Annotated in this window: 17 protein-coding genes and 1 riboswitch; of the genes, 7 read left to right on the forward strand and 10 right to left on the reverse strand. The window is 44.1% G+C overall.

The features are described from left to right. Positions 1 to 178 precede the first annotated feature (178 nt). Positions 179 to 1,633: a hypothetical protein gene (locus tag EAH55_RS10000; RefSeq protein WP_121809496.1), complete on the forward strand. Its 1,455-nt coding sequence runs from the start codon at positions 179 to 181 to the stop codon at positions 1,631 to 1,633. Between the two features lie 18 nt (positions 1,634 to 1,651). Here EAH55_RS10000 and EAH55_RS10005 read toward each other — a convergent pair whose 3' ends face one another. The 5 genes from EAH55_RS10005 to EAH55_RS10025 all read right to left on the reverse strand — a co-directional run bounded on the left by EAH55_RS10005 (position 1,652) and on the right by EAH55_RS10025 (position 9,178). Continuing rightward, positions 1,652 to 4,024 (reverse strand): hypothetical protein, encoded by a 2,373-nt coding sequence (locus EAH55_RS10005; protein ID WP_121809497.1) that lies wholly within the window; start codon positions 4,022 to 4,024, stop codon positions 1,652 to 1,654. A 78-nt stretch (positions 4,025 to 4,102) separates the two neighbouring features. Then, positions 4,103 to 5,380, reverse strand: a complete 1,278-nt coding sequence (locus EAH55_RS10010; protein WP_121809498.1) for a toll/interleukin-1 receptor domain-containing protein — start codon at positions 5,378 to 5,380, stop codon at positions 4,103 to 4,105. Positions 5,381 to 5,479: 99 nt separating this feature from the next. Then, positions 5,480 to 7,348 (reverse strand): DUF4231 domain-containing protein, encoded by a 1,869-nt coding sequence (locus EAH55_RS10015; protein WP_121809499.1) that lies wholly within the window; start codon positions 7,346 to 7,348, stop codon positions 5,480 to 5,482. Positions 7,349 to 7,757: 409 nt separating this feature from the next. Next, positions 7,758 to 8,684 (reverse strand): DUF6268 family outer membrane beta-barrel protein, encoded by a 927-nt coding sequence (locus EAH55_RS10020; RefSeq protein WP_121809500.1) that lies wholly within the window; start codon positions 8,682 to 8,684, stop codon positions 7,758 to 7,760. A gap of 44 nt (positions 8,685 to 8,728) precedes the next feature. Next, complete coding sequence (locus EAH55_RS10025; RefSeq protein WP_121809501.1) at positions 8,729 to 9,178, reverse strand: MarR family winged helix-turn-helix transcriptional regulator; 450 nt, start codon at positions 9,176 to 9,178, stop codon at positions 8,729 to 8,731. Between the two features lie 179 nt (positions 9,179 to 9,357). Between EAH55_RS10025 and EAH55_RS10030 the strand changes: the two genes are divergently transcribed. Beyond that, entirely contained in the window at positions 9,358 to 12,999 is a 3,642-nt protein-coding gene (locus tag EAH55_RS10030; RefSeq protein WP_121809502.1) for a family 78 glycoside hydrolase catalytic domain, read from the forward strand. 67 nt (positions 13,000 to 13,066) lie between these two features. On the opposite strand, the gene EAH55_RS10035 is transcribed toward EAH55_RS10030, so the two are convergent. After that, the gene (locus EAH55_RS10035) at positions 13,067 to 13,477 is read right to left on the reverse strand and encodes a cupin domain-containing protein (RefSeq protein WP_121809503.1); all 411 of its coding nucleotides are present in this window, start codon (positions 13,475 to 13,477) and stop codon (positions 13,067 to 13,069) included. 248 nt (positions 13,478 to 13,725) lie between these two features. Here EAH55_RS10035 and EAH55_RS10040 point away from each other — a divergent pair, with 248 nt between their 5' ends. Then, on the forward strand, positions 13,726 to 14,517 hold the full coding sequence (locus EAH55_RS10040) for a CHAD domain-containing protein (protein WP_121809504.1): 792 nt from the start codon (positions 13,726 to 13,728) through the stop codon (positions 14,515 to 14,517). An 18-nt stretch (positions 14,518 to 14,535) separates the two neighbouring features. Here EAH55_RS10040 and EAH55_RS10045 read toward each other — a convergent pair whose 3' ends face one another. From EAH55_RS10045 to metE, 3 genes are all read right to left on the reverse strand, one after another. Beyond that, positions 14,536 to 15,594 carry an alpha/beta hydrolase family protein gene (locus tag EAH55_RS10045; RefSeq protein ID WP_121809505.1) on the reverse strand — a complete coding sequence of 353 codons (1,059 nt, stop codon included), beginning with the start codon at positions 15,592 to 15,594 and terminating at the stop codon, positions 14,536 to 14,538. Between the two features lie 58 nt (positions 15,595 to 15,652). Then, positions 15,653 to 16,069, reverse strand: coding sequence for a 6-pyruvoyl trahydropterin synthase family protein (locus EAH55_RS10050; RefSeq protein ID WP_121810032.1), 417 nt, complete (start codon positions 16,067 to 16,069; stop codon positions 15,653 to 15,655). A gap of 205 nt (positions 16,070 to 16,274) precedes the next feature. Continuing rightward, positions 16,275 to 18,575: a 5-methyltetrahydropteroyltriglutamate--homocysteine S-methyltransferase gene (gene metE / locus EAH55_RS10055; RefSeq protein WP_121809506.1), complete on the reverse strand. Its 2,301-nt coding sequence runs from the start codon at positions 18,573 to 18,575 to the stop codon at positions 16,275 to 16,277. 154 nt (positions 18,576 to 18,729) lie between these two features. Further along, positions 18,730 to 18,925, reverse strand: a riboswitch (cobalamin riboswitch). 143 nt (positions 18,926 to 19,068) lie between these two features. Between metE and EAH55_RS10060 the strand changes: the two genes are divergently transcribed. Beyond that, the gene (locus EAH55_RS10060) at positions 19,069 to 19,569 is read left to right on the forward strand and encodes an Lrp/AsnC family transcriptional regulator (protein WP_244228147.1); all 501 of its coding nucleotides are present in this window, start codon (positions 19,069 to 19,071) and stop codon (positions 19,567 to 19,569) included. Between the two features lie 257 nt (positions 19,570 to 19,826). On the opposite strand, the gene EAH55_RS10065 is transcribed toward EAH55_RS10060, so the two are convergent. Beyond that, positions 19,827 to 20,945 (reverse strand): glycosyltransferase family 4 protein, encoded by a 1,119-nt coding sequence (locus EAH55_RS10065; RefSeq protein ID WP_121809507.1) that lies wholly within the window; start codon positions 20,943 to 20,945, stop codon positions 19,827 to 19,829. Between the two features lie 235 nt (positions 20,946 to 21,180). On the opposite strand from EAH55_RS10065, the gene prpB reads away from it, so the two are divergent. The 3 genes from prpB to EAH55_RS10080 are packed head-to-tail and all read left to right on the forward strand — an operon-like array spanning position 21,181 to position 24,723. Further along, a complete protein-coding gene (gene prpB / locus EAH55_RS10070; RefSeq protein ID WP_121809508.1) occupies positions 21,181 to 22,083 on the forward strand; it encodes a methylisocitrate lyase in 903 nt (300 codons plus the stop codon). Then, the gene (prpC, locus tag EAH55_RS10075; RefSeq protein WP_114936889.1) at positions 22,073 to 23,227 is read left to right on the forward strand and encodes a bifunctional 2-methylcitrate synthase/citrate synthase; all 1,155 of its coding nucleotides are present in this window, start codon (positions 22,073 to 22,075) and stop codon (positions 23,225 to 23,227) included. The genes prpB and prpC overlap by 11 nt, the downstream gene beginning before the upstream one ends. A gap of 44 nt (positions 23,228 to 23,271) precedes the next feature. Further along, complete coding sequence (locus EAH55_RS10080; protein WP_121809509.1) at positions 23,272 to 24,723, forward strand: bifunctional 2-methylcitrate dehydratase/aconitate hydratase; 1,452 nt, start codon at positions 23,272 to 23,274, stop codon at positions 24,721 to 24,723. The last annotated feature ends 1 nt before the right edge of the window (position 24,724 follow it).

A 24,724-nucleotide genomic window follows, 5' to 3' on the forward strand; every position in this document is an offset into this window, starting at 1 on the left:
TACAGTTTTTTGAGTGGGGGGCGTGAATTGGAGTCGAACCGAAAACATAGCATTGTAGACCAAAAGCGACGATCGTTTGCATCATTTTAAGAGTGCTTTGATTATCCGTCCTGTTTGCTGTTGAATCGTAAACTTTTTTACATTTGATCAAAAACCTATTAACTGTAAACTGTCAACTATGGGATTATTTGATTTTTTGAGAAGAAAAAACCAAAGTAAAGAAACCGAAAAAATAGCAATAACGGAAGTGCCGCCCCATGCCGCTGCGTTAAAAACGCAGGTAATCGACGCTCCTCCTGATCCGGAAATTAACACCAACCACTATATTGATGATCGCGCGGACGGTGCAGAAGAAAGCTTTAATTTCATTTTCAAATACGCAGAATATGTAGTGCGCTTTTTGGGTATGATGTTTCAGGGTGTTACAGCTCCCATTGCTGCTTATGAAAAGCTCGATGGAGAATTAGTCGGTTATCTTTTTATAGTCGGCGACGATAATTATAGCCTTACAGCGGTACAGGGAGTTGAACGGATGGAAGCAGAATTAAATAAAAGAGTAGATGCAGGGCAAATCAAGTCATGGGTTATTCTTTATCATTCTGAATTTAAAAAAGATGATAATCACCATGTAGCCGACAACTCTGCGGATATGCACGCGATTACCGTAAAATATAAACTCAACAATACTATTGAGTATTTGGCTATTCCTTATACAATGAAAGGCGATGAAGTAATTTTTAAAGGGTTTCATGGTTTTTCAAAGAGGCAAAACGACGCTATTCTATCAACCAAATTGGAGGATGGCAAAGATTATTTTCAGGAAAAAATAGAAATTAGGGCCGAGACATATGAAAATGAAGCTGGTCTTCAAATCAAAAAAACAAATAGCGGATCATTAAGTAACATGTGGGGAGGTATACTGGGCTTCAAAAAACAGGCTGTTTCAAAAAGCTTATTGGCTCAATATATGGCCGCAACTTTCATGAACGATCATCTGAAAAATTCTACCCCTGAAATATCTGTTTATGAGATGTCATACGGTGATGTGATTTTTAGAGGTGCGAAAACTGCGGACGGTTCAAACCGAACTATTGTGCCACATGTCAGGGCCACAAAATCTATTGACGTGGTAAACGAACAGATCAACGAATGGGAACACACTAAGGATTTAGAAGCAGTAATTAGCGGAGGGGGACGTGATACATTTGGGGTAACATATTTCGCTACCGACTACGCTATAAATAAAGATATTTATCACAATCAACCCAAACTGGATATTTTATTCAGTGCGATATTATTTGTATTGGCTGAATCTGAAACTGACATTCAAAATGAAGGTCAAGATATTACCCTTTCTGAAGGATTTACCGGCTATATACCTCATAAACAACTGGCTGAATTTGGTTGCTTTGAATTTATTGGTATAGTTGAGAATTTTTACAGGAACGATGTGCTGGAGCGTGGTAGTGCTGAAGGCTATGTGGTTAAAATAAAACTGATCAATAACGACGATATTGAAGATTTCTTTACCATTCCGATGTTTATTAATATTGAAAATATGCGATTTACTGAACTGCGTAAAGGCATGAAAGTAAGTGGCGTGTTTCAGTTATTGGGAGAAATCGAACTTTAACATGTCAACAGAATCTGGTTATGGGCCGGTAAGTTTTTGCAATTCTGCAAGCAATTTGGGATCGGTCGTGTTCTTTTGCGCGTCGTGGAATATCTTTGGATTATACGGTTTTTTAAGGGTTTGTTCAAGCAGGATCAGCGTGTTGACGGCTACCTGCTGATATGGGTGTGTTTGAAAAATTAAAAGTACTTTCCGGGTTATTTTGCTGTCGTGTATCACAGTAGGTACGCCTGCAGGGTCGCCTATTCTGGCGAGTAGTTGAGCGGCTTCCGTTCGGGTGTCCGCGGTATCAGCTTTTAATTGTTCGTGTAGCCCGGGGCGAGCGTACTTGATCAGAGCAATCCAGATAGGTTTATTTGCTGATTTTGTTTGGTTGAAAGCATCGGTTAAAAGGTAGTGTAGGGCAATGTCATTAGGTTTTACCGATTTGAAAAAGGTTTTTGCGTCTACTTCGGGCACATTTTCGGCAATGAGTTGGTAAACATGTATTCTTAAAGCATCGCTTTCATATAGACGGATGCTATCCAGAACAGCAGACAGTGCTTTTAGATCGGGCAAGGCGGTTGGCCGAATTAGACCTTTAATTGCAGTGGCGATCTCATCCTCGTAAGGATGCGTGAACCAGCGAATGAGTATTTGTTTAGTGCCTGTGACCCGATAACTGGCAATAAGTGCTGGTAGCCCCGTGGCATCCTGATGATCGGCAAGCCATAATCCTGTGGCAACTTTTAGTGGCAGGTAATGGCTACCGAGGTAAGCTCGTTGCACATTACCAATTAGAGTTGCCGTTATAAAAGGCTTAAGGTGATAATAAAGACCAAGATAAGCATCACTTTCAGCCTGGTGTAATTCCGCATCGGCATAAAGTGTATCTGACTTTTGATGGTGCACAACCGGCATTCTTTGTACCTTATCGGGCGTTTGCTTAAGTATGTCAATGATGGCACCGCTAAGTGTCGTGTCCATCGGCAGCTTTTCAAGCAATTGTACTGCACGAACACGGGTGTCAATTCGAGGATATGGTAAAAGTTGAAATACAGCCTGGCGGAGTCGAGGCCCTGGCCAACGCTTGAGTAAGGATGCGGCAGTATCTGCTATAGCAGGCTCCCCATCAGTAGCAAGTTCTTGATACTGTTTAAAAAAGGTAGAATCGGCGAGTTGATAAAGGGCGCGTTGAATACCGATGCATTCGCCCGCATCATGATCGCGGGCATCAGCGATGGAAATTGCGGCAACTGTTTTAGGCCATTCGGTTTTGAGCCTCTGGGCAATATCAGCAACATTGGTTGGACTGTCCCTGATCTCTTCCTGAATGTAGGCGCGGACGGCTTGTTGCGGAAACGGGGAATGCTTACCAACCCAGGCAGGAAACAGATACGGGCTGAGCAAAAAGAGTAACAGCGAGAAACCCGCGAGCATGATACCGGAAGTTAACATGGTCCTGCGGAGTACATATTGGTCTTCGCTGGTTTCCGCTTTTGCTTGCCGCCTGTTCAAAGAGATTACTTCGGCCACTTTTTGGCGAAACTCGGCAGGTTGCTCAAGACGTCCTCTTTTGTCGTAAAAAAATAGTGGAATATCATGATTTTCGCTGTGATCGAGGTGTTCCTTCCATTGTGTCGCTACTTCTTTGGCGTATAAAGAAGCAATAAAAATAAAAGATCGCTGGGAAACGAGTAGAGTTGCTTCCTGTACCTCCCATCCCATAGCGTCAGTAGGCTGACTGATGTCAAAAATCACCAGGCTGCAATTATTCAACAATATTTGTGCAGCATCACGCCATAGCGCATCTACTGTCTTAACTGCAAAAAGCTTTTGCGAACTGAGTAGCCAATTAATATTTAACCAGGTGGTATGGCGGAGCCGTGTCTCAAGTCTTTGAAGATGAACTTGGGTTTTGATTATTCGCTGCTGGAAATGAAAAAGACCGAATTGGCCAATAAAGAATGGAATGCGAATATACCATTTGATTTTTAGGCGACTGTCAGAGAGGGTAAACAGGTGTCCGAATGGTGAAAGATCGTAACGTATGATACGGCGCAGAGCACGTGAAGATGCAGGGTGGTTAAACTTCCGAAATACAACGATGCGTGCGATGTTTTGATGACGCAATGCTAAAGGTAGGACAACCGGTAAACTAATTAAAAAAGGAACTACAAAAAATACTGCGTAAACGAGAGGCATCAATAGAAAGGGAATATAGCTGGCTCCATTGATCACAAAAACAAGGTACAGGAACCAGATTGGAAGCGCGAGAAAGCATAGCGTCATCAGGAACCGGATGAGGATATTGATGATTCGGGCGTCGCGGCGCTGCTTCTGTGCACGGTTGATCAGAATCTGGCATTCGCTTCCGGAGTCAGTGACATCAGTGGGCGTTTTTGATGGCATTGGTGATAGATTTATAGGTAAAGGTTGCTGATTATCTCGAAGGCTTCTTTGCTGTTTTCTTTGTTTTCTGGCTGATGATTAAAGGCTATTAATTAGTTTAAGAATGATGCCGATCAACTTTTCAGGATCATTCTTAAGCTCGTAATAACGAAGATATTGTATGCTTTGAAAGTAAGAGGGTATCTCCAGGGATTGCTCGTACAATTTGACAGGGAATAATCTTAGCTTACCATTGTCGTGATTAGCAACCATTTGTAAAGCTTCGTGTTTGCAATTTTCGCTTTGAAAATAGTTTTCGGAAAATAGGTTGATACCAATTGCGCTGACCGCTAATTTTTCGAATATCTCGTTCAGCCAAGGTTTACCTGGCTGGATGGAAGCGCCGTCTCGATAATCGAAGACTGTCTGAAAATGTTTCTTCAGAACAGTGATAACGGCTTGGGCTACCTCAATATCCTTTCCGGAATAACTGACAAAGATGGCTTCTTTTCGTAGGCTGGCACTATTGAAATAATTCGCAGCTTCGTTGTAAGTATTTATACGTCGGATATCTGAACAAATCTGATCAAGTTTTGCGGCCAGTTCTTCAATAAGCGTCTCTCGATTCGTCCAAATAATCAGGTCCTTACGATAGCCAATCTCGAGGCCGCTAAATAAAAATTGTTCAGTTAGGCTCATCGGCACTATTGCTTCGTTTGCTTGATATTGAAGTCGGATAGCCGGAACGAAGCGACCATGAAGGTAGGCAACCAAACCTGTATTAACAGGTTGTTGCGCTTCATCGATTATTACAAGATCAACTTCCGCAAGTAAGCATTGTAAAACTGCATCCAATACAGGCGCATTTCTAACAATCAGTGGTTCTGCAAAATAGTGATCTCTAATTGTGGTGCTCAACTGGTCAATATATTCCTGATTTTCGCTGCTGGAAAATAAAAGCACCTTTGTTCTTTCAGGCCGATTAAGAGAAACTTCGAAGGCTTTGTGGCGTTCAACGACGTTAGCAAACTCTTGAAAAGCTTTTTCATGGCTGGCCTGGTTAGCATAGCCGCCTGTGCCGGTGACGTCGCGATGATTAAAGGCAACGGTAACCGCTCCCGGTACCGGGCGGATGAGATCCCTATAACGCCGATCGTAAAAAACAATTACCGGTTTGTTTGATCGAATGGCCATATCCATTTCCAGTCGAAAATAACGGGATTGTTTTCTTAATTCTTCAAAATTACGTGCTTCATCTTCAGTACCAGGGAAAGGATAAATACCAATAAAAGCATCCGATTCACGGATAATGCGTTGCAGACGGCTGACGTTTGTGCTGAAAACCCCTTCGTCAACATCGAACTGGACTTCAGCCATCCGATCAAAAACCTTAAAAAAATACAGGTTGATTTCGGGGAGCGATACCTGTGGCTTAAAAATGCCTTAAAGATGATTTTTTCCTCCATTTTTTGCTGTTTAGGATGTTTTTTTCTTTTTTCCTTTTGCGTTATTACTATTACTACGGCTGCCTCTTTCAGGGGATTTTCGGCTTAAACCGCCGCCGGAAGATTTTTGTTGCGCTTTATTAAGGTCAGCCAGTGAGTTCTGCATGCGTTGTACCCAACCGTCTATCTCGGCGGTGATAGTTTGTTCTGTATGTTTAACCAGTGAATCGAAGTTCTCAGGCAGCGCCTGTTCTTTTGCGCTAAGTGTTAGCCACCAGGTTTTAATATTATCCAAGTCGGTTCTACCTTGGTTGTATTTGACAATCGAACTTTCTAGTTGTGCATAGCCGAGATAACTGGCGATACCAGCGATTGCTGACGAGGACACTGCGATCCAGGCTTGATTCTCGGTGAAACTCAACAATGTAGCACCACCGGCAATAATAAAACTGGTGTAATAGAGTACACGGACCTTGGCGTCAAGTTTTCGAACAGTTTTACGATAATAGTTCAGTTGATCGTCGAGACGAAAGCGAATGTATTGGTCGGGATTAAGCATACTAAAGCCATTATCCTTTCCGGATGCGGCAAACATGTAAGGCGGAAAGCCTTTTGATTTATCATAAGGAATCATAGCGGAATGATTCACTTCAGTACGCATAATACGCTGGCTGATAGTCCGGACCTGCTCGGCAAGGGTATGTTCAGGATTGAGTGCGTAAGCTGCGGCACGGGCTCGATAAGCATATATTTCCGATTTAAGTGTTTCTGCGCCTGCACGTAGCAGGAGCCATTTAACCCCAGGTTTGAATTTATTGGTGACTGTCAGGCATACTGCCGTCAGGATGGGAAGTACTAAAAGCGCAGTGTGTAGATACCAGCCTAGTCCATGCCATTCTTTATCTTTAGCATCTGGTTTAAAATCACCGCTTTTCAGCCAGATGCCAAAGATTGCCGAAATGATCCCCAGTAAAATCAGGATTAGTTGAATGTTAAGTTGACGCTTTTGATGGATTTTCGCGTTAGCATCATAATCTGCAAAAAGTTCCCAAGCCTTGAGCAATACATTGTCAATGCCGAGTTCCCGGATGATAAGTCTGTAAAGTCCTTTATCTGGGTCGGTTAATTGATAGGGATATAGTTTGCCGTTGGCTATAATCTCGGCGATGTCGGCATCGGCAGATATTGTGGAAGAGTCCTTTAATGCATTGCAAAGAAGGTCAGCCAATCCTCCACTGCCCGCTACGAGTATAATTCCAATTCCTAATCTCACGGCGCGTAGAACTTCCTGTCGACTAATGGTGTCCCCGCCGATGAGCAATCCTACACCTTTGACCTTGTCTATAGGGGGCTGCTTCTTCGATTTTGTTGTGGGTAAGCTTACGACGTCCCGTTCAAGTAGTATGCTTACGATATCAAAAAAAGTATCTGTCTCATCGCCCCAGACATTGCCCGGGGTAAGAATAAAATGGTCATGGTTAGGTTCGAGTGGCGCACTGTCGGTTGCAGGAGTTCCTTCCATGTGGGGATAGGTGACTAAGGCGGCTGGAGCAACACCGATAAGATGGGCTTCGCTTTTTCGATCAGATAAACTTTGCCCCATCAGGCGCATTACACCGGCGTCGGTTCCTCCATCAATTACTACTGCGCCAGATTCGGCAACGGCTGGCACAATAGCGAGATTATACAGGCGATTAAGCCGTGGAATGAGGGTAGTATCAAGGCTGCCCGCGCCACCCATAAGCACAACCAGCGAAGAAAAATCCTTTAGATTAAGGGCTGCAGCAAGCTCCTGATTATCGCAATGCAGGTCAGGTAGCAATGCCAGAATCTCTTTATTAGGAAATACAATGGTTTGGCTAAGGATAGCTTCATTTGGTTTGCTCGGGTCGTTGGCCATGGTTATAGGTTGTGATCGGTTCAACTGATTTGTGATCAGTAAGATAGGTATTTTTTTAATAAAGTTTATTATTAAAAAAACGTAAGTAAATATCTATATGAGAACTGTAATTATTTGATCGGTGGGAACAGCTGTTGGATGGCGAGCGGGCGAACTTTACGGGATTAAAATAAAAAGTGATGGGAAAGCGGCGAGGAAGTTGGCGATATGATGAGCGCCAAAAGGTTATAACTATTCCTTTTTAAAACAGGGTAAAAAGCGGTAGGGGCGATCGAAAATAAGTATCCTACAAGGTTATCATCTGTCATATTAACAATGTATTATAAAAAAGGCCGGAGTTAATTCAAGAAATCGAGATAACACCGGCCAGATACCCCATCCCGGAGTCGAACCATCAAACAGTCAGTCATCAAAACTGATAACTCAGCCCGCCCTGAAATAAAAACGAGTTTTTGTTATAGGAAATATTCGCCACCCTGTCGTTAAGCTTTGCAAATCCTTCAAAAGGCACTTTTTGATCCATGTTGAATGTTTCCAGTTTTTGCATAAAAGTATGGCCGGCCACGAGGGTGAACTTCCACCTCCTGCCAAGTGTAAGGTCATAAAGTAAGCCGGCGCTGTTTTGGCGTAAATGCAGATATTGCGCTTGGTTGCCGGTATTGAGCCGGTACATGCTTCCGTCAATGGCCGTGGTTATACCCAATGATTGCGAACTTGAAAGCCTGCGCTTTAACGAAGCCCTTGAGGGTAAAACGGCGGTAAGGTTCCAGTTTTCGTTAATGGTCCAGTCAAAATCGGGCAGTGGTAACAGAAACTCTCCTGAGTAGTTGCGGGTATAGATCAGCGTAACTCCCCATTTAAAAGCCTGGCTCGACCGGAAGCCGAGGCGTACACCAAGTGTATATAGGATGTCGTTGGCTTCAATACCGCGTTTAAAATCCGAACCTGCGGTAGCTAAACTTAAAAAAGAAATTGTTTTAGTGCGTGAAAGCGAGTAATTCAGTAACAGCGGAACCGTGATGGAATGGAACGCGTTTTCGCCAATCTTTTCCTCGTTCGACAGGAAAAGCCCCCGGTAGCGGACTCCGGTTTTTACCAATACCGAATTTACACTCGAAAAATCTTTATAAACCGGGATGCCGATATCGGCTATCGGCTGTTGGATGGTTATGGTGTTGTTGTTTACTTTAACAGGGGTAACAATATCGGTTACATTAACTCCACCGAGAAAAGGCGCTGTGGTAAGAAACTTTTTATGTTTTACAGTATCGGGGCTTTGGCAGTAGGATAGCACAGGCAATAGGAATCCTGTCAGAAGAAAAATGCATTTTTTCATGTCCGTTAGTTGTTTTAAGAAAATTTATAGGAGATGCGGGTTGATTACATAGGGGTAACTATTGAAATTAGTTTCTTCAAGAGGCTGTCAAACAGTATTTTCTCTTCCTCAGTAAATTCAGCAACCAAGGCTTTATCAAATTTTTCGAGTACGGCGTTGGCCTGCAAAGAGAGTTTTTGACCATATTCTGTTAACTCTACACGGGTTTTCCGTTTATCATCAATGTCCTGCTCTACTTTCACCATGTCGTTTTTGAGCAAAAAAGCAATGGTTCTGTTAACGGATGCCTTGTCACGTTGCAGTCCATAACAGATCTCCTGCTGAGAAGATGGCCCACAGTAATAAAGACTAAGTAAGACCTGCAGTTGGTCCATCTCCAGGGGAAAATCCTGATCACGGAATACTTTATCACATTCCCGGCGCAGCCTGTTAGATACCATCCCGATCTGTGCGATCATGTAGGGTGGTACAGGATTAATCTTATTTTGATCCATATTACAAAGGTAAACAAATGGTTGATATATCAACCATTTGTTTTGAATTTAATTTCTCAGGAATATTGTGGGTTCATCGTATACAAGAAAATTATATATCAGGGGGTAAGTAGGGGACAGTTAAGCGCTATTTAATATGCATATTGCTTTAACCAATTATTTTTACTGTAAACCCAACCATGATAAAAAGTCGCGCTTCGATAGCCCCATCGGCTGCCTTTATTTTATTGCTGTTATTTTCATTCACATGTATTAACCTGTACGCTGCTACAAAAGGAACCAGAATTGTTAACCTGGAGGTAGAGTATACGGAGCATCCTATTGGCATTGATGTTAAACTGCCCCGGTTTAGCTGGCAGATGCTTGCGCCCGAAGGGGCGAGGGGATACACCCAAACAGCCTACCAGATCACTGTAAAAGACCCGCAGGGAAAAGTAGTTTGGAACAGCGCCAAAATGAAAAGCGGAACAGCTTTATCCGTGGTTTATGCGGGCTCCGCGCTCAAAGCCACAACCCGTTATAACTGGACGGTGAATGTGTGGGATCAAACAGGTGCAGTTTCATCCGCCAGCTCCTGGTTTGAAACCGGACTGATGGATACCGGCATGTCGGCCTGGGATGGTGCGCAATGGATAGGAGGTGGGGACGATGACCTGGTGCTTTACGCGCATTATCTGCCCCTGTATAACCTGAAATATAAAGTGGCTATCGCCGAAGGCAGTTCAAAGGCGAGCGTTGTTTTTGCCGCTAACGATCCGCGTTTGATGGATAGCAACAAGAACATTTTTCAACTCGCCAATAAAAAAAATCAATCCTACTTTAAGGTGGAACTGGATATTTCAGGTCTGGAGCAGGAGGGCAATGCACGGATCAATGTATACCGGGCGGGGTACTCTGATAAAGATACCTTAGGTAAAGTTTTTAAAAGCTTCCCGGTAAAAACCGACCTGATTGGAAATGGCAATAAGAACAAACCGCACGCCATTCAAATCCATAATGAATTTGGCACGCTCACATTTACTGTTGATGACGATATAACATTTATTGCCGACGAGAAAAACGGTGTAGCTGTTGCCAAACCGGTACCGGCCAACCGCGGGGCCGTAATTACGCTTAACCCGCTGGGGCCGGGTCATGATGTAATTTCGTACGGTATGCTGGGCGAAATCGGCTTCTCTGCAGATCAGGGTCAGAAGGCTGAATTTTCTGATTTGTCGGTTCCCAATATCAGGTCGCCGCGTAATATCTTGTTTAGCGAAAATCCAGAGGCAAATAATTATAATGGGATTTTTAAGGAAGCGGTTGCTTCGTCCGGATCAGGTTTAGCTATTAAAGATGGGAAATATGAACTGAGCGGTGGCAGCGCTGGAGCTTTTGTCCTTGCCGACCCAAGCCGCAATGCTATGCCAATGCTGCGCTCGGTATTTAATGCGGATAAAGCAATTGCCAAAGCAAGGCTTTATGTAACCGCGAGAGGTATTTATGAGGTTTATCTGAACGGAAAAAGGGTTGGGAATGATTATTATAATCCAGGTCTTACCCAGTACAACAAAACCCACCTTTACCAAACTTATGATGTAACCGCCATGATAGGTAAAGGGCAAAACGCTATTGGCGCCATGCTTGGCGAAGGCTGGTGGAGTGGCTTGCTCAGCTACGGTTCTGTCTGGAACCATTTTGGCGACAGGCAATCACTGTTGGCTAAACTGGTAATTACCTATGCCGATGGTTCGGAGGAAGTGATCAAAACCAACGAAAAAAACTGGAAATATTTTAATCATGGTCCTGTGGTTTACAGCAGCTTGGATATGGGCGAGGTTGATGATGCTACAAGAGAAGCCGCTGTTAAAAATTGGAATACGGCAGCTTATGATGATCATGGTTGGCAAAAAGCTACGGAAATATCGCTTAAAGGAACCACTTATACAGGCGATGAGACTGATTACTTCGGAAAAAAGATCCCGCTTGATTTTGATCACATTTCGATGATCGGACAGATCGGAACATCGGCAGGCATTTATAAAACGCTGACTGCAAAAGCGGTGAAAGAGGTTAGAAAAGGCGTTTATGTTTATGATATGGGGCAGAACTTTGTGGGGGTACCTAAAATAAGCATCAAAAATGGTATCGCCGGCAAGAAACTCACTTTTCGTTATGCCGAGATCCTGTACCCTGCTCTTAAAGAATCTGGTAAAAATGTAGGCATGATCATGACCGAGAATTACCGTGCAGCCCTAAGCCAGGATCTTTATATCATGAAAGATGGCGAACAGGTGTTTCAACCGCATTTTACTTCGCATGGGTATCAGTATATTGAAATTACCGGTATTGATAGTCCGCTGCCGCTTAACGATGTGCAGGGACTGGCAATCAGTTCGGTAAAACAACTAACGGCCGATTACGCTACGTCTAACCCGAAAGTGAATAAGCTATGGTCTAACCTGACCTGGTCAAACATCGATAACTTTTTAACCATACCGACAGATTGCCCCCAAAGGAATGAACGGATGGGCTGGTCGGGCGATATCAGCATCTTTTCGCGTACTGCCACTTATGTATCCAATGCCGATCAGTTTTTGCGCAGACATATGCTGGCCATGCGCGATATGCAGGCCGAGCAAGGCAGATTTACTGATATTGCCCCTGTGGGCGGCGGCTTTGGTGGTGTGATATGGGGGAGCGCCGGGATCACTGTGGCTTGGGAAACCTATCAGCAATATAACGACGTAGCCCTGCTTGCCGAGCATTATGATGCCATGAGCAAGTATATGGATTATGTGGATGGAACTATCGATCCGAAAACAGGCTTCAGTACTGATGGTGTACTGGGCGATTGGCTTGGTCCGCAGTATATGCAATTGGGCACAGCTTTCCCGGTTACGGCATATCATGTTTATGACCTGGGAATTATGGCAAAGGTTGCAGGTATTTTAGGGAAGAAAGATGATGCCGAAAAGTTCAGGAAGAAATACGATGAGCGTAAAGCATTCTTTAATAAAACCTTTGTTAATGCCGATAAAAAGGCAGTTGGTTTGATTGGCGGCGGTATGTTTGGCGAACCGGGCAAAAAGGAGTTTAAAGAATCGGATACCCAAACCGCTTATGCTACTGGTTTGGCGCTCGGGGTGTTCAACACAGACAATATCAGCGATATGGCGAAAAATCTGGCAGCTGCTGTTGAGCGTGAAAATAAAGACGACCAGGGAATTGTTCGCCCGGCTTATTCTTTGATGACAGGCTTTGTAGGTACCGCCGGTATCAGCAAGGCGCTTTCTGATCATGGGCATTCAGATCTGGCTTATAAACTGCTGCAAAACGAGCATTATCCGTCATGGTTATACGCCATTGACCAGGGAGCTACAACCATTTGGGAAAGGTTGAACGGCTATACCGTAGAGAATGGTTTCGGCGGGAATAACAGTATGAACTCGTTTAATCATTATTCGTTTGGAGCCATTGGTCAGTGGATGCTGGCTTATTCCATCGGCATCCAACGCGATGAACCTGGCTTTAAAAAGTTTATCCTGCAACCAGAGCCCGACCCAACCGGTGGGATGACCTGGGCAAAAGGATCCTATGATTCGCCTTACGGCAGGATAAACAGCAGCTGGTCTGTAAGTGGCAAAACATTAACTTATAATGCTACAGTGCCAGCAAATACTTCGGCAACATTATTTTTGCCTGTAAGTACTGCTAAACAGGTAACCGAAGGTGGTAAACCTGTTGCCAGTGCAAAAGGTATCAGTTTTGTCAGGTTTGAAAGCGGTAAAGCCGTTTATAAATTAATGCCCGGCTCGTATCAGTTTAAATCGAGCTTGTGATATAATAACGTCATATACATTAATGCTTTTTAAGCCCTCTCCTTTGGAGAGGGTTTGGGTGAGGTTATTACTTAATAAGCGTAACAAGCGGCTTGTCTTTTTCAACAATATAAGTAGCAAGTTCAACCGCCTTGGTATCGCCCACATTTTTTACCGCATGCACCGTTCCGTAAGGGATAAATAAAACATCACCAGCTTTAAGCGTTGTCGGTTGTTTGCCCTCTACCTGGTATTCTAACACGCCTTCAAGTACATAAATAATTTCTTCGCCGGGGTGTTTGTGCTGTGGGTAAGACTGGCCTTTTTCGATGTCTACACGGATCTGTACCATTTCGTGGTTGGGAATGCTGAGGTCATGACGTTGCAATTCGGTACGACCGTTTATTTTCTGTTGTGCCTGGGACGATGCAGGCAGTGTAAAAATGGCAAGGATGGCGATAATGATGACTGTAGCCAGTCTGTTTTTATTAGTTTTCATAGCTTTTGGTTTTAATTTTTAGTAAAGCTACAACCGCATTTGCCTGTAACAGAATATTATGGCGATGAGTTAGGCCATATTATACTTTAAACAGACATTTCTGCTCCTGAATTGGTCATACTCAATTACTTTTTTCCGGTTGTGATACTCGTCTTTCGAAGGATCCTGAGCTTCCGTCAGCAAGCCAAGCCTAATTGAATTATTTTTCCTTATCTTGTATAATAAACATTTGTGATAGGATCCCCGGCATGAAATTAAAAGAAGAACTTTTATACTTTAAAGATGAGTGGACAAACCTGCGTTCGCATCTGAAAGCCTTTGATAAAAAAGGCAAACAGGAAGATCTGCACCGTTTCAGGGTACAGGTGAAGAAGTTGCGGGCTTTTTTGATATTGGCAGACAGTGGTTTGCCGGTTAAGCAATTGGAAAAAGAGCTGAAGCCTGTGCGCAAGTTATTTAAAGCGGCCGGAGAGATCAGGAACGCCTATATCAACCTCGAACTAACAAAGCAGTTTTTAATAGCGCAGCCTGAAATGATGGAGGGGCAGCGCAAGTTAATGAAGCAATCTGCTCATGATTTTCGTTCGGAGGCAAGTAAACACCTGCAACGCCTGCGCTGGGCCCGGCGAAAGCTCAAAAAAGTTATCCCGAAAATCAGCGATATCCATATTGATTTTTACTACAGACAGCAATTGGAGCAGCTTGCTGTTTGCCTTGCCCCGCCTTATGCGGATACCGCTTTACATGCCTGCCGCAAGCAGTTAAAAATGCTAATTTATAATTATAAGCTGGTTAAACCGGTGCTCAATCAACCTTTTAACATCGCTTATCTGGATGAGGTGCAGGATATTATTGGTGAGTGGCACGATAAGGAAGTCGCTATCGCCTTATTCGCAACAGGGGAGGCCGAAAACGAGCAACTGGTAGACGCGTTGAAAAAAGAAAAGACACGCTTAAAACGGCATCTTACCTCGTTAGTTAAAGATTTTTATACAAGAGCTACTACAGTAAACGATCTGCCGCTGGCCCAAATAGATTAAACCTGTTAGTAAAAGAGCTTACAGCCACTTACTAAACCAATCCAGTGTCATTTTAAAATGTTCGGGTGTTGATGTATGCGGGAGTTTCGGTGTTACATCCCGTTTAATTTTATCGTTCGCATTTTTTGCGGTATACATTTTTAAAGCAGAGGCATAGGCGATATCTGCTCCCGGGAGTGGGCAATTCTGGTCATTTTCGGTGCCAAGAACCAACATCGGGCGGGGAGCTATCAACCGGATCATCGATGGGCAATCAAACTCGCCGGTGATGCCCGGCAGCAGCTTATCCCATACCGCTTTAACATTTCGTTTATTCACAGCCGAATCACCGAGATCTTTAGCTGCCCGCAAATGAGCAGCCTGAATGGTACCCGCACGCCCTTGCCATTTATCATTTTCTAACGACCATTTGAAGCTTTGTACAGCGATATCCAGTACCACCACTTTTATCCGCTTATCAACCGATGCCGCAAGCCATGTTTCAATACCTCCCATAGAAATGCCTCCCATGCCAATCCGGTTGGCGTCAACATCTGGTCGGCTGGTTAAGTAATCTGTTACCCGCCAAAGGTCAAAAGCGGTGTCAAACAAAAACGGGTGGGTTTGATGTGCATTGTCTTTATTTTCCCAGGCCGCGGTAGCTGCGGCCGCGTATTCTTTTGAGCCATGGGCGCCACCGGCAATGCGTTCACCATGAAAGCGTGCATCAATAGCCACGCCTATGATCCCTTTTTTAGTAAGCTGGTAAAGCATTTTCCTGTTATCTTCTTTTTTACCCCCTGTGCCATGCAGAAAAATAACAGCAGGGTATGGTTTGGCCCCTGTAACCGGTTTGTAGATCAGGATAGGGACGCGCTCGTTCTTTTCGCTGTAAATAAAACCATGCTCTATAATAACAGAATCTGTTTTAGTTATAGTAAAAGATGGGTTTAATGGCACCCGCGGTCTTTCCAGCAGTTTCTTAAAATCCCACGCGACTTTATCTGCAGGAGGATAATTTACCTGCTGTGCAAATGAAAGCAGTGGTGAGGTTGAAAACAGAATGCCAATACAAAATGCGTTGATCTTGGATAACATAGTGAGATGATTTACAGGTACAATGTATAAAAACATACCTGTTAACCAGTGTAACAATTTACCCTCCAAAATACTCCGCCGAATTATTTTCGGTTTCATACAGCCTTACCGAATGCAGGAAAACGCCTTTATTTGCCTCTACAGGTGTTTTCAGCTGATTGAAGATTTCGACACAGATTAATTCCGTGGTTGCCATTTTTCCTTTCATAAAATCAACATCAAGGTTCAGGTTTTTATGGTCGAGTTTTTCGATCACGTATTCCTGTATGATCACTTTAAGTGATTTCAGATCAATAAGGTAGCCACTTTCGTAGCTGATCTCGCCTTTAACTGTTACAAAAAGGTTGTAGTTATGGCCATGCCAGTTCGGGTTGGCGCATTTGCCAAATACGGCTTCGTTTTGTTCGGCGCTCCATTCTTCCCGGTACATCCGGTGCGCGGCGTTAAAGTGTTCCCGGCGGGTAACATGTACAATCATTTTTAATTCTTATAAAAAAGCTGGTAAACGCTGTAGCCATAAAAAGCGGGGGAAGTGCGATTCCCCTCTTGATAGGGGTGGAGGGGTGTGTCTCTACTCCAATATACTAATCGTGTAAACCCACCCCTGCCAACGCCCTTTCCTCCGCGCCCCTCTCAAGAGGGGATTTAATATTTCTTTTAAAGCAACATCTGTTAACTAATTACACTTCTACACTAATCTGCTCCCTTGCCTGTCTGGCCGCGGCTACCATATTTTCTAAGGCGGCTTTGGTTTCAGGCCATTTGCGGGTTTTCAAGCCACAATCGGGATTTACCCATAGGCGTTGCGCCGGGAGCAGATCGGCTGCTTTGGCCAGCAGGGAAGCCATTTCCTGGGTTGTAGGCACTCGTGGCGAATGGATGTCATACACACCGGGGCCTATCTCGTTTGGATATTCAAAATAGGCAAATGCCTGTAACAGTTCCATTTGCGACCTCGATGTTTCAATCGTGATCACATCGGCATCCATCGCCGCTATATGTTCAATGATATCGTTAAACTCGCTGTAACACATATGCGTGTGGATCTGTGTTTGATCCTGAACGCCACTGGCTGTGATCCGGAATGCGTTAACCGCCCAATCCAAATAATGCGGGCGCTTAGCTTTCCGTAACGGCAAACCCTCACGAATGGCCGCCTCGTCAATTTGTACAATGCCAATGCCAGCGGCTTCCAACGCCAAAACTTCATCATGAATAGCCAAAGCGATCTGGTTGGTAGTTACATCTCTCGGCTGATCATCGCGCACAAACGACCATTGTAAAATAGTTACCGGACCGGTTAACATACCCTTCATCGGTTTGTCGGTTTGTGCCGCGGCAAATGCGCTCCAGCGTACAGTCATATCCTTAGGGCGACTTACATCACCATAAATTACAGGTGGTTTTACACAGCGGCTGCCATAGCTTTGTACCCATCCATTTTTACTGAACAGGAAGCCATCAAGCTGTTCGCCAAAATATTCAACCATGTCATTGCGCTCAAATTCGCCATGCACCAGTACATCAAGGCCTATGTCTTCCTGCCAGCGGATAGCTTCGATAGTTGCCTGTTCTATTTCCTTTTCGTATTGCTCGATGGTCAGGTCGCCCTTTTTGAATTTTGCCCTTAACTGGCGGATATCATCTGTTTGTGGAAAGGAACCAATGGTAGTAGTAGGGAAGGAAGGTAAGTTAAAACGCTCACGCTGCAATTGCTGACGTGCCGGGAAAGCGCTTTGGCGGGTAGCATCAGCTGCGGTAATAGCCGTAACACGGTCTTTCACCGTTTGTTTATGCACTTTTTGCGATGATCTTCTGCTGGCGATCGCTTTTATATTCGTTTCAAGCAAATCGTTATTTCCTTCGGTTATCTGCTTCAGTTCACTTATCTCATTTAGCTTTTGTTTGGCAAATGCCATCCAGTGTTTAATTTCAGGATCGATGGCCGTTTCAAGGTCAAGATCTATCGGGCTATGCAGCAACGAGCACGAAGGAGCGATAATCACCCTTTCGGTACCCAATTTCTCAACTGCTTTATTGATCAGGCTTAGCGATTTTTCGTAGTCGTTTTTCCATACGTTACGCCCGTCAACCAGGCCGAGAGAGAGTTTAAGGTGAGCCGGGATCAGTGCGAGAACTTCGTCCAGTTGTTCTGGAGCACGTACAAGGTCGATATGCAATGCACTTACAGGAAGATTAACGGCCAGTTGTGTATTGTCCAGTAAAGCTTCAAAATAGGTTGCTACCAGTAGCTTAACGCCGCTTACCCTGTTGGCAATTGAGCGGTAGGCAAATTCAAAAGCTTCTTTTTCTTTTTTCGACAGATCAAGGGCCAGACAAGGCTCATCAAGCTGGATCCATTCGGCGCCCTGTTGTTTCAGGCGGTTAATGATCTCGATATAAACAGGCACCAATTTTTTGATCAGGTCAACACGCTCAAAGCCTGCTTCTTTCTCTTTGCCCAGCAGCAGGTAGCTTACGGGGCCAACCAATACTGGCTTGGCCTTTTGCCCCAATTGTTGTTTGGCGCTGTTGTATTCGCCAAAAACATTTTCGTGAAAAATGCTGAACTCCTGATTAGCGGTAAATTCAGGAACGATGTAATGATAATTGGTATCCAGCCATTTGGTCATTTCCATGGCGGTAATATCAAGTCCATCTTTCTGATAACCACGCGCCATGGCAAAATAAAGGTCAATTTCGCTGTTGGCTTTTACCTGGGATAGTACAGGCGAATAACGCTGAGGAATAACGCCCAGCATTAGGCTGGTGTCTAATACCTGGTCGTAAAAGCTAAAATCGTTGCAGGGGATTAGGTCGATACCTGCATCCAACTGGGTTTGCCAGTTCTCTTCTTTGATTTTACGGGCAACTTCCTTTAATTCTTTCAGGTCGATTTTACCTGCCCAGAATTGTTCGCAGGCTTTTTTGAGTTGTCTTTGGCTACCTATTCGCGGATAACCGAGGTTTTGCGTTAGCATTTCTTTAAAGATTTTAGTTAGAAAACAGTTGAAAGTGTTTTTACAAACTTTACAGCGATTCACGAAAAAACAGGGCATACTCAGGCGTTCGGGCAGGCTATTGCCAGCTATTGAAAACCATCAGGTCAGACCATTTGCTTTATTTCGCGAAAGCATCGTCTTTCCGAAAAGGGCAGGTATCCTGGCTTATAACATTTCCGCCGTCCTTCCCAACCGCTGTTTGGTGGTCAGTGGACATTGCAGGCCGAAACTTTCTTGTTATTTACAGTTGCGCGACAGCCCGTGATTTGCACACGGTTCCCTTTTAATTTCCCATAGCTTATGGGACAACCTTTTCCGGTAGAGAAAGTAAAGAACTTTTGTTGTGATTTATCCTCTTGTTTTAGGATTAAATTCTGAACAAAGCTAATAAGTAAGATTTAATAACTAATTAATGGTATTTAAATAGGTTTAAAAATCTACATTTGGTTTTTATTTAAGATTATTGAACTAATTGAAGGTTGTAATCTTCGCGATAAAAGAAAAATATTCTATGGAAGAACTGGACGATACAGATATACAATTGCTCAAGCTGCTGGGCGACGATTCGGAACTAACCATAAAAGAACTGGCGGCCAAAGTAAACCTTTCGCCAACGCCGGTTTTTGAAAGGGTAAAACGACTGAAGGCCAACGGGTACATCAAAAAATACATTGCCCTGATTGATGCAGAAAAGCTTAATTACGGTTTAATAGTTTTCTGCAATATCAAGCTTAAACAACACGATAAAAGCATTGGGCATAGCTTTGTGACCGATATCCTGAAGCTTAAAGAAGTAGTAGAATGTTATAATATTTCCGGTGATTTCGATTTTCTGCTGAAAGTTTACGCGAGGGATATGAAACACTACCAGGATTTTGTATTTAATAAACTGGGCTCGGTGACAAGCATCGGGAGTACACACAGCACTTTTGTCATGTGTGAGAATAAGAACTCTTATAATATCAATTTATAATGATGATCTAAAGGATATTAGATTTTATTTGAAAGTTTCACGTGGAGACGCATCACATGCGTCTTTAAATTTGATGAAAGATTATTCGTTAAGCAATGCTTCATTGCCGTTGGTTTTAACCAACGGAATAATGAATGGTAACAAGCGGGCTTTAGCCCAAATCCACATGTGTAATTAGGCTAAAGCCAGAGCTTTTCAGTCTTTGTACCGTTGGTTAAAACCAACGGCAACGAATATTTTGCATTTAAAACGGTCGCTCAAATATATAGTTGGTGATTTAGTTTTGAAGTTTCCGCAGGCCGAACCCTCACGTTAGTTGCTTCGTTTGATTCAAATAACTGCATCATTGCTTTCGCGTTTTGTTGTATTGTGAAAGGTAAAATGCTTTGATAGCCGGCATCCGGGTTAGTTAGTAAACGTCTGAGCATATTAACCATTTCCATTTTATCAGCAGCGATACGCCAGTTTTCGATTGTGGCGTCCATCGGTTTTACAAAACTCAAAACCTGCGCCCCGGCGTACAATGCCTCCAGGCAAACCGCACCGAAACCTTCATAATTTGAGGTGTGTAAAAATACCTTGGCACGCTGCATCATTTGTAATACCTCTTCATGAGGCAACCTGCCTGCAAAGGAAACATTATTTGTCAGGCCAAGTGCTGCAGCCATTTCCTTTAGACGCTTCATTTCGGTACCATCGCCAATAATTGCCGCTTTTACGCCGGGGATAGCTATTTTCAGCGAAGCAATTACTTCTAAAAACACATGGTATTGTTTTAATGGGATCAATGAGCCTGCTCCAATAATATCAATATCCCGTTTGGCATTAGAGTCTTTAAACCGGGTAACATCAATCCCAACCGGAATTATATGTGCCGGTTTTATAGCATAATTGTTATTAAACTCACGCACCAGGAAATCAGACAAAGCGATCAATCTATTTGCAGTTGGTTTTGCTTTGGTAAAATACTTATTGCCCGCTTTCGCATCCTGCCCTAATAGCCAGGTGTAATGCTTTAGCCCATATCTGCGGGCAAATATATTACCGATGTAAGCACATTTGCCAAGCCAGAAACTTAACATACCAATGATCTGGGTCTCCTTGTGAAGCTTATGTAAAACCCTGAGCACCTTGAGCCCGGTAAAACGCCGGACAACCCTGCTGTTGCGGGGATTGCCAAACGCGATAACCTTTATACCATGCCACAGATATTCGCCACTGAAAAAGGGATATTGAAAAGTAAGCACCACTATATTTAATTCCGGATGTTCTTCCTGTAAGGCCTTTACAAAAACCTGCTGCGGGGGGATGCAGGTACTGTCGCCTTCATGTTCGGGAAAGCCGGGAGTTAAAATGACCAGTGTTTTGTGCTTCATTGAAATAATATTTAATGCTTTTCGGAATAGGGATAAACCTTTCTAAAGCATTGTAATCACTATTAGTTACGGGAGAATTTTGCGCCGGGTTGCTTAACGGACTCGTTTTTATAATGCTGATGTTTTTAAAGCCGGTTGATGGAGGGGATTTGTTTGGATTTATTTTCTAACTTGGCAATAGTTCCTTTTCCAATTAAAGGGGCTTTAACAAACGTACTTTTCTAAAAAGTTTACGATGCAACCAAATAACCCTAAATCGCCGGGCCAGAAATTTCGTGAGGCCTTGCGAAATGAAAAACCACTACAAATAGTTGGCGCTATAAATGCCAACCACGCATTGCTGGCACAACAGGCCGGCTTTAACGCTATTTATTTATCAGGCGGCGGCGTAGCCGCCGGATCCTTAGGCATCCCTGATTTGGGAATCACAACTCTGGAAGATGTGCTTATCGACATTCAAAGGATCACCAATGTTTGTGACCTGCCATTACTGGTAGATGTTGACACCGGCTTTGGACCATCCGCGTTTAATGTTGCCCGTACTGTTAAGTCTCTAATTAAAGCCGGAGCAGCTGCTTTGCATATTGAAGACCAGGTAGGGGCCAAACGCTGCGGGCATCGCCCCGGTAAGGAAGTAGTAAGTAAAGATGAAATGGTTGACCGTTTAAAAGCTGCGGCAGACGCCCGTACAGATGAGCATTTTGTAATAGGTGCCCGCACCGATGCCTTTGCCAACGAGGGATTAGAGAAAACCCTGGAGCGGGCGGTTGCTTACAAAGAAGCCGGTGCCGATTTCATTTTTGCTGAGGCCGTTCCAGACCTAAGCTATTACCGGAAGTTTGTGGAAGCAACCGGTATCCCAGTACTGGCCAATATTACAGAGTTTGGCATGATCCCGATGTATACGGTTGAAGAACTTGGAGAGGCAGGTGTAGAGCTGGTGCTTTACCCGCTTTCGGCATTTAGGGCAGCAAATAAGGCCGCACAAAATGTATATCAGCATATCCGTAAGGATGGCACCCAGAAAAATGTACTGGACACGATGCAAACCCGCGAAGAGTTATATAAAAGCATAGGGTACCACGCTTATGAGCAAAAATTAGACGACCTTTTTAAGAAGAACCAGGATGGAAAGTAATACTGAAAATACGTTCAAACCTAAAAAGAGCGTGGCTCTTTCGGGAGTTATTGCCGGAAATACTGCCTTGTGCAGCGTAGGAAAAAGCGGTAATGACCTGCATTACCGGGGATACAATATTCTTGACCTTGCCGACCAGGCGGAGTTTGAGGAGGTAGCTTACCTGCTCATTTATGGTTCGCTACCCAGTAAACCGCAACTGGCCAACTATAAAACCAAGCTGAAATCAATGCGGGGATTGCCTAACTCGGTAAAGAATATTCTGCAGCAGATTCCGGCGGCGGCGCATCCTATGGATGTTATGCGCTCAACCGTATCGGCTATCGGGAGCATTCAGCCCGAAAAAGATGACCACAATGTTTCCGGAGCGAGGGATATCGCGGATAAGCTATTAGCCTGCTTCAGTTCGGCTTTGTTATATTGGTACCATTATGCGCACAACGGCAAAAGCATTGAGGTGGAAACCGATGACGATAGTATTGGCGCGCATTTTCTTCACCTGTTGCATGGCCGTAAACCTTCAGCTTCATGGGAGCGTGCTATGCAGATCTCTTTAAACCTGTATGCCGAGCATGAGTTTAATGCTTCCACCTTTACCAGCAGGGTAATTGCAGGTACGGGTTCAGATATTTATTCGGCCGTTACAGGAGCGATCGGCGCTTTGCGGGGGCCTAAACATGGTGGCGCAAATGAGGTGGCTTTTGATATCCAAAGCCGTTATAATTCGCCGGATGAGGCCGAAGAGGATATCCGCAAACGTTTGGCCAATAAGGAGGTGATTATTGGTTTTGGGCACCCGGTATATACCATATCCGACCCACGAAATGTGGTGATCAAAAAAGTAGCAAAAAGCCTCTCGGAAGAATCGGGTGATATGCTGCTGTTTAACATTGCCGAGCGTCTGGAAACACTGATGTGGAACGAAAAGAAGATGTTCCCCAACCTCGATTGGTTCTCTGCTGTTTCCTATCACCTGATGGGTGTACCAACCTTAATGTTCACACCGCTTTTTGTGATATCACGTATCACAGGATGGAGCGCTCATATCATTGAACAACGGCAGGATGGCAAGATCATCCGCCCGAGCGCTAATTATATCGGACCGGATAACAAGGAGTTTGTCCCGCTGGATAAAAGATGTTAATCGCCAATAGAAATCTTTAATAACCAAAAATCTAAAATAAATTCATGTCAGCCCATATCTCAAACGAACGACCACAACCGGATAAAGTACTAACCGATATAGTAGATTATGTGTTAAACTATGAAATTAAAAGTGACCAGGCCTGGAAAACAGCACACTATTGCCTGCTGGATACTTTGGGCTGCGGGTTTGAAGCTTTAACTTATCCGGCCTGCACCAAGTTGTTGGGCCCCGTAGTTAAAGGTACCATAGTGCCCAACGGCGCTAAAGTTCCCGGAACATCATTTCAGCTTGATCCTATTCAGGCTGCGTTTAATATAGGCGCGATTGTGCGCTGGCTGGATTTTAACGATACCTGGCTGGCGGCAGAGTGGGGGCACCCCTCAGATAACCTCGGTGGTATTTTAGCTGTAGCAGATTGGCTGTCGCGTACATTAGTTGCTGAAGGTAAACCCGCATTGCTGATGAAAGACGTGCTTGACGCTATGGTGCGGGCGCACGAAATACAAGGTGTGCTGGCGCTTGAAAACTCATTTAATAAAGTAGGCCTGGATCATGTGTTTTTAGTGAAAGTGGCTTCTGTAGCGGTAGTTGGCAGGCTGATTGGCTTAACCCGCGATGAGTTGATAAACGCAGTATCATTAGCTTTTGTTGATGGGCAGGCTTTACGTACCTACCGCCATTCACCTAATACGGGCAGCCGCAAATCATGGGCAGCCGGCGATGCTACATCAAGAGCTGTACGCTTGGCCTTAATAGCCCAAACAGGCGAAATGGGATATCCATCGGTACTTACCGCCAAAACATGGGGCTTTTATGATGTTTCATTTAAAGGGAATGCGTTTAAGTTTCAGCGTGATTATGGTTCTTATGTAATGGAGCATATCCTGTTTAAGATTTCGTTCCCTGCTGAATTTCACTCGCAAACCGCAGTTGAAGCGGCAATGACCCTGCACAATAAACTGAAGGAAGTCGGTAAAACTGCTAACGACATTAAGAGAATCACTATTCGTACCCATGAGGCCGCTATACGTATCATCGATAAAAAAGGGCCTTTAAATAACCCTGCGGACAGGGATCATTGTATCCAATACATGATTGCGGTGCCGCTGATATTTGGAAGGCTCACCGCCGCCGATTATGAAGACAATGTTGCCGCGGATATCCGTATCGATATACTACGTGATAAAATGGCCTGCGTGGAAGACCCGCAGTTCACTAAAGATTACCTCGACCCCGAAAAACGCTCAATTTCCAATGCCCTGACAGTTGAACTGAATGATGGAACTATACTGGATGAAGTAGTGGTTGAATATCCAATAGGTCATAAACGCCGCCGTGAAGAAGGCATACCTAAACTGCTGGATAAATTTAAAATTAACCTGGCCAGGATCTTTGCCGAAAAACAGCAGCAAAATATTTTGAGTGCTGCATTGGATTATGATAGACTGGTGAACACCCCGGTTAATGAATTTGTGGATTTGATGGTGATGTAGA

Source organism: Mucilaginibacter kameinonensis, assembly GCF_003675385.1.
Lineage (GTDB): Bacteria > Bacteroidota > Bacteroidia > Sphingobacteriales > Sphingobacteriaceae > Mucilaginibacter > Mucilaginibacter kameinonensis.

Coding starts and splice junctions, on each gene's coding strand:
- prpC (WP_114936889.1), top strand. CDS start 22,073: ATGGAAAGTAATACTGAAAATACGTTCAAACCTAAAAAGAGCGTGGCT.
- EAH55_RS10025 (WP_121809501.1), bottom strand. CDS start 9,178: ATGGATCAAAATAAGATTAATCCTGTACCACCCTACATGATCGCACAG.
- prpB (WP_121809508.1), top strand. CDS start 21,181: ATGCAACCAAATAACCCTAAATCGCCGGGCCAGAAATTTCGTGAGGCC.
- EAH55_RS10065 (WP_121809507.1), bottom strand. CDS start 20,945: ATGAAGCACAAAACACTGGTCATTTTAACTCCCGGCTTTCCCGAACAT.
- EAH55_RS10030 (WP_121809502.1), top strand. CDS start 9,358: ATGATAAAAAGTCGCGCTTCGATAGCCCCATCGGCTGCCTTTATTTTA.
- EAH55_RS10020 (WP_121809500.1), bottom strand. CDS start 8,684: ATGAAAAAATGCATTTTTCTTCTGACAGGATTCCTATTGCCTGTGCTA.
- EAH55_RS10045 (WP_121809505.1), bottom strand. CDS start 15,594: ATGTTATCCAAGATCAACGCATTTTGTATTGGCATTCTGTTTTCAACC.
- EAH55_RS10035 (WP_121809503.1), bottom strand. CDS start 13,477: ATGAAAACTAATAAAAACAGACTGGCTACAGTCATCATTATCGCCATC.
- EAH55_RS10080 (WP_121809509.1), top strand. CDS start 23,272: ATGTCAGCCCATATCTCAAACGAACGACCACAACCGGATAAAGTACTA.
- EAH55_RS10010 (WP_121809498.1), bottom strand. CDS start 5,380: ATGGCTGAAGTCCAGTTCGATGTTGACGAAGGGGTTTTCAGCACAAAC.
- EAH55_RS10015 (WP_121809499.1), bottom strand. CDS start 7,348: ATGGCCAACGACCCGAGCAAACCAAATGAAGCTATCCTTAGCCAAACC.
- metE (WP_121809506.1), bottom strand. CDS start 18,575: ATGCTAACGCAAAACCTCGGTTATCCGCGAATAGGTAGCCAAAGACAA.
- EAH55_RS10000 (WP_121809496.1), top strand. CDS start 179: ATGGGATTATTTGATTTTTTGAGAAGAAAAAACCAAAGTAAAGAAACC.
- EAH55_RS10005 (WP_121809497.1), bottom strand. CDS start 4,024: ATGCCATCAAAAACGCCCACTGATGTCACTGACTCCGGAAGCGAATGC.
- EAH55_RS10040 (WP_121809504.1), top strand. CDS start 13,726: ATGAAATTAAAAGAAGAACTTTTATACTTTAAAGATGAGTGGACAAAC.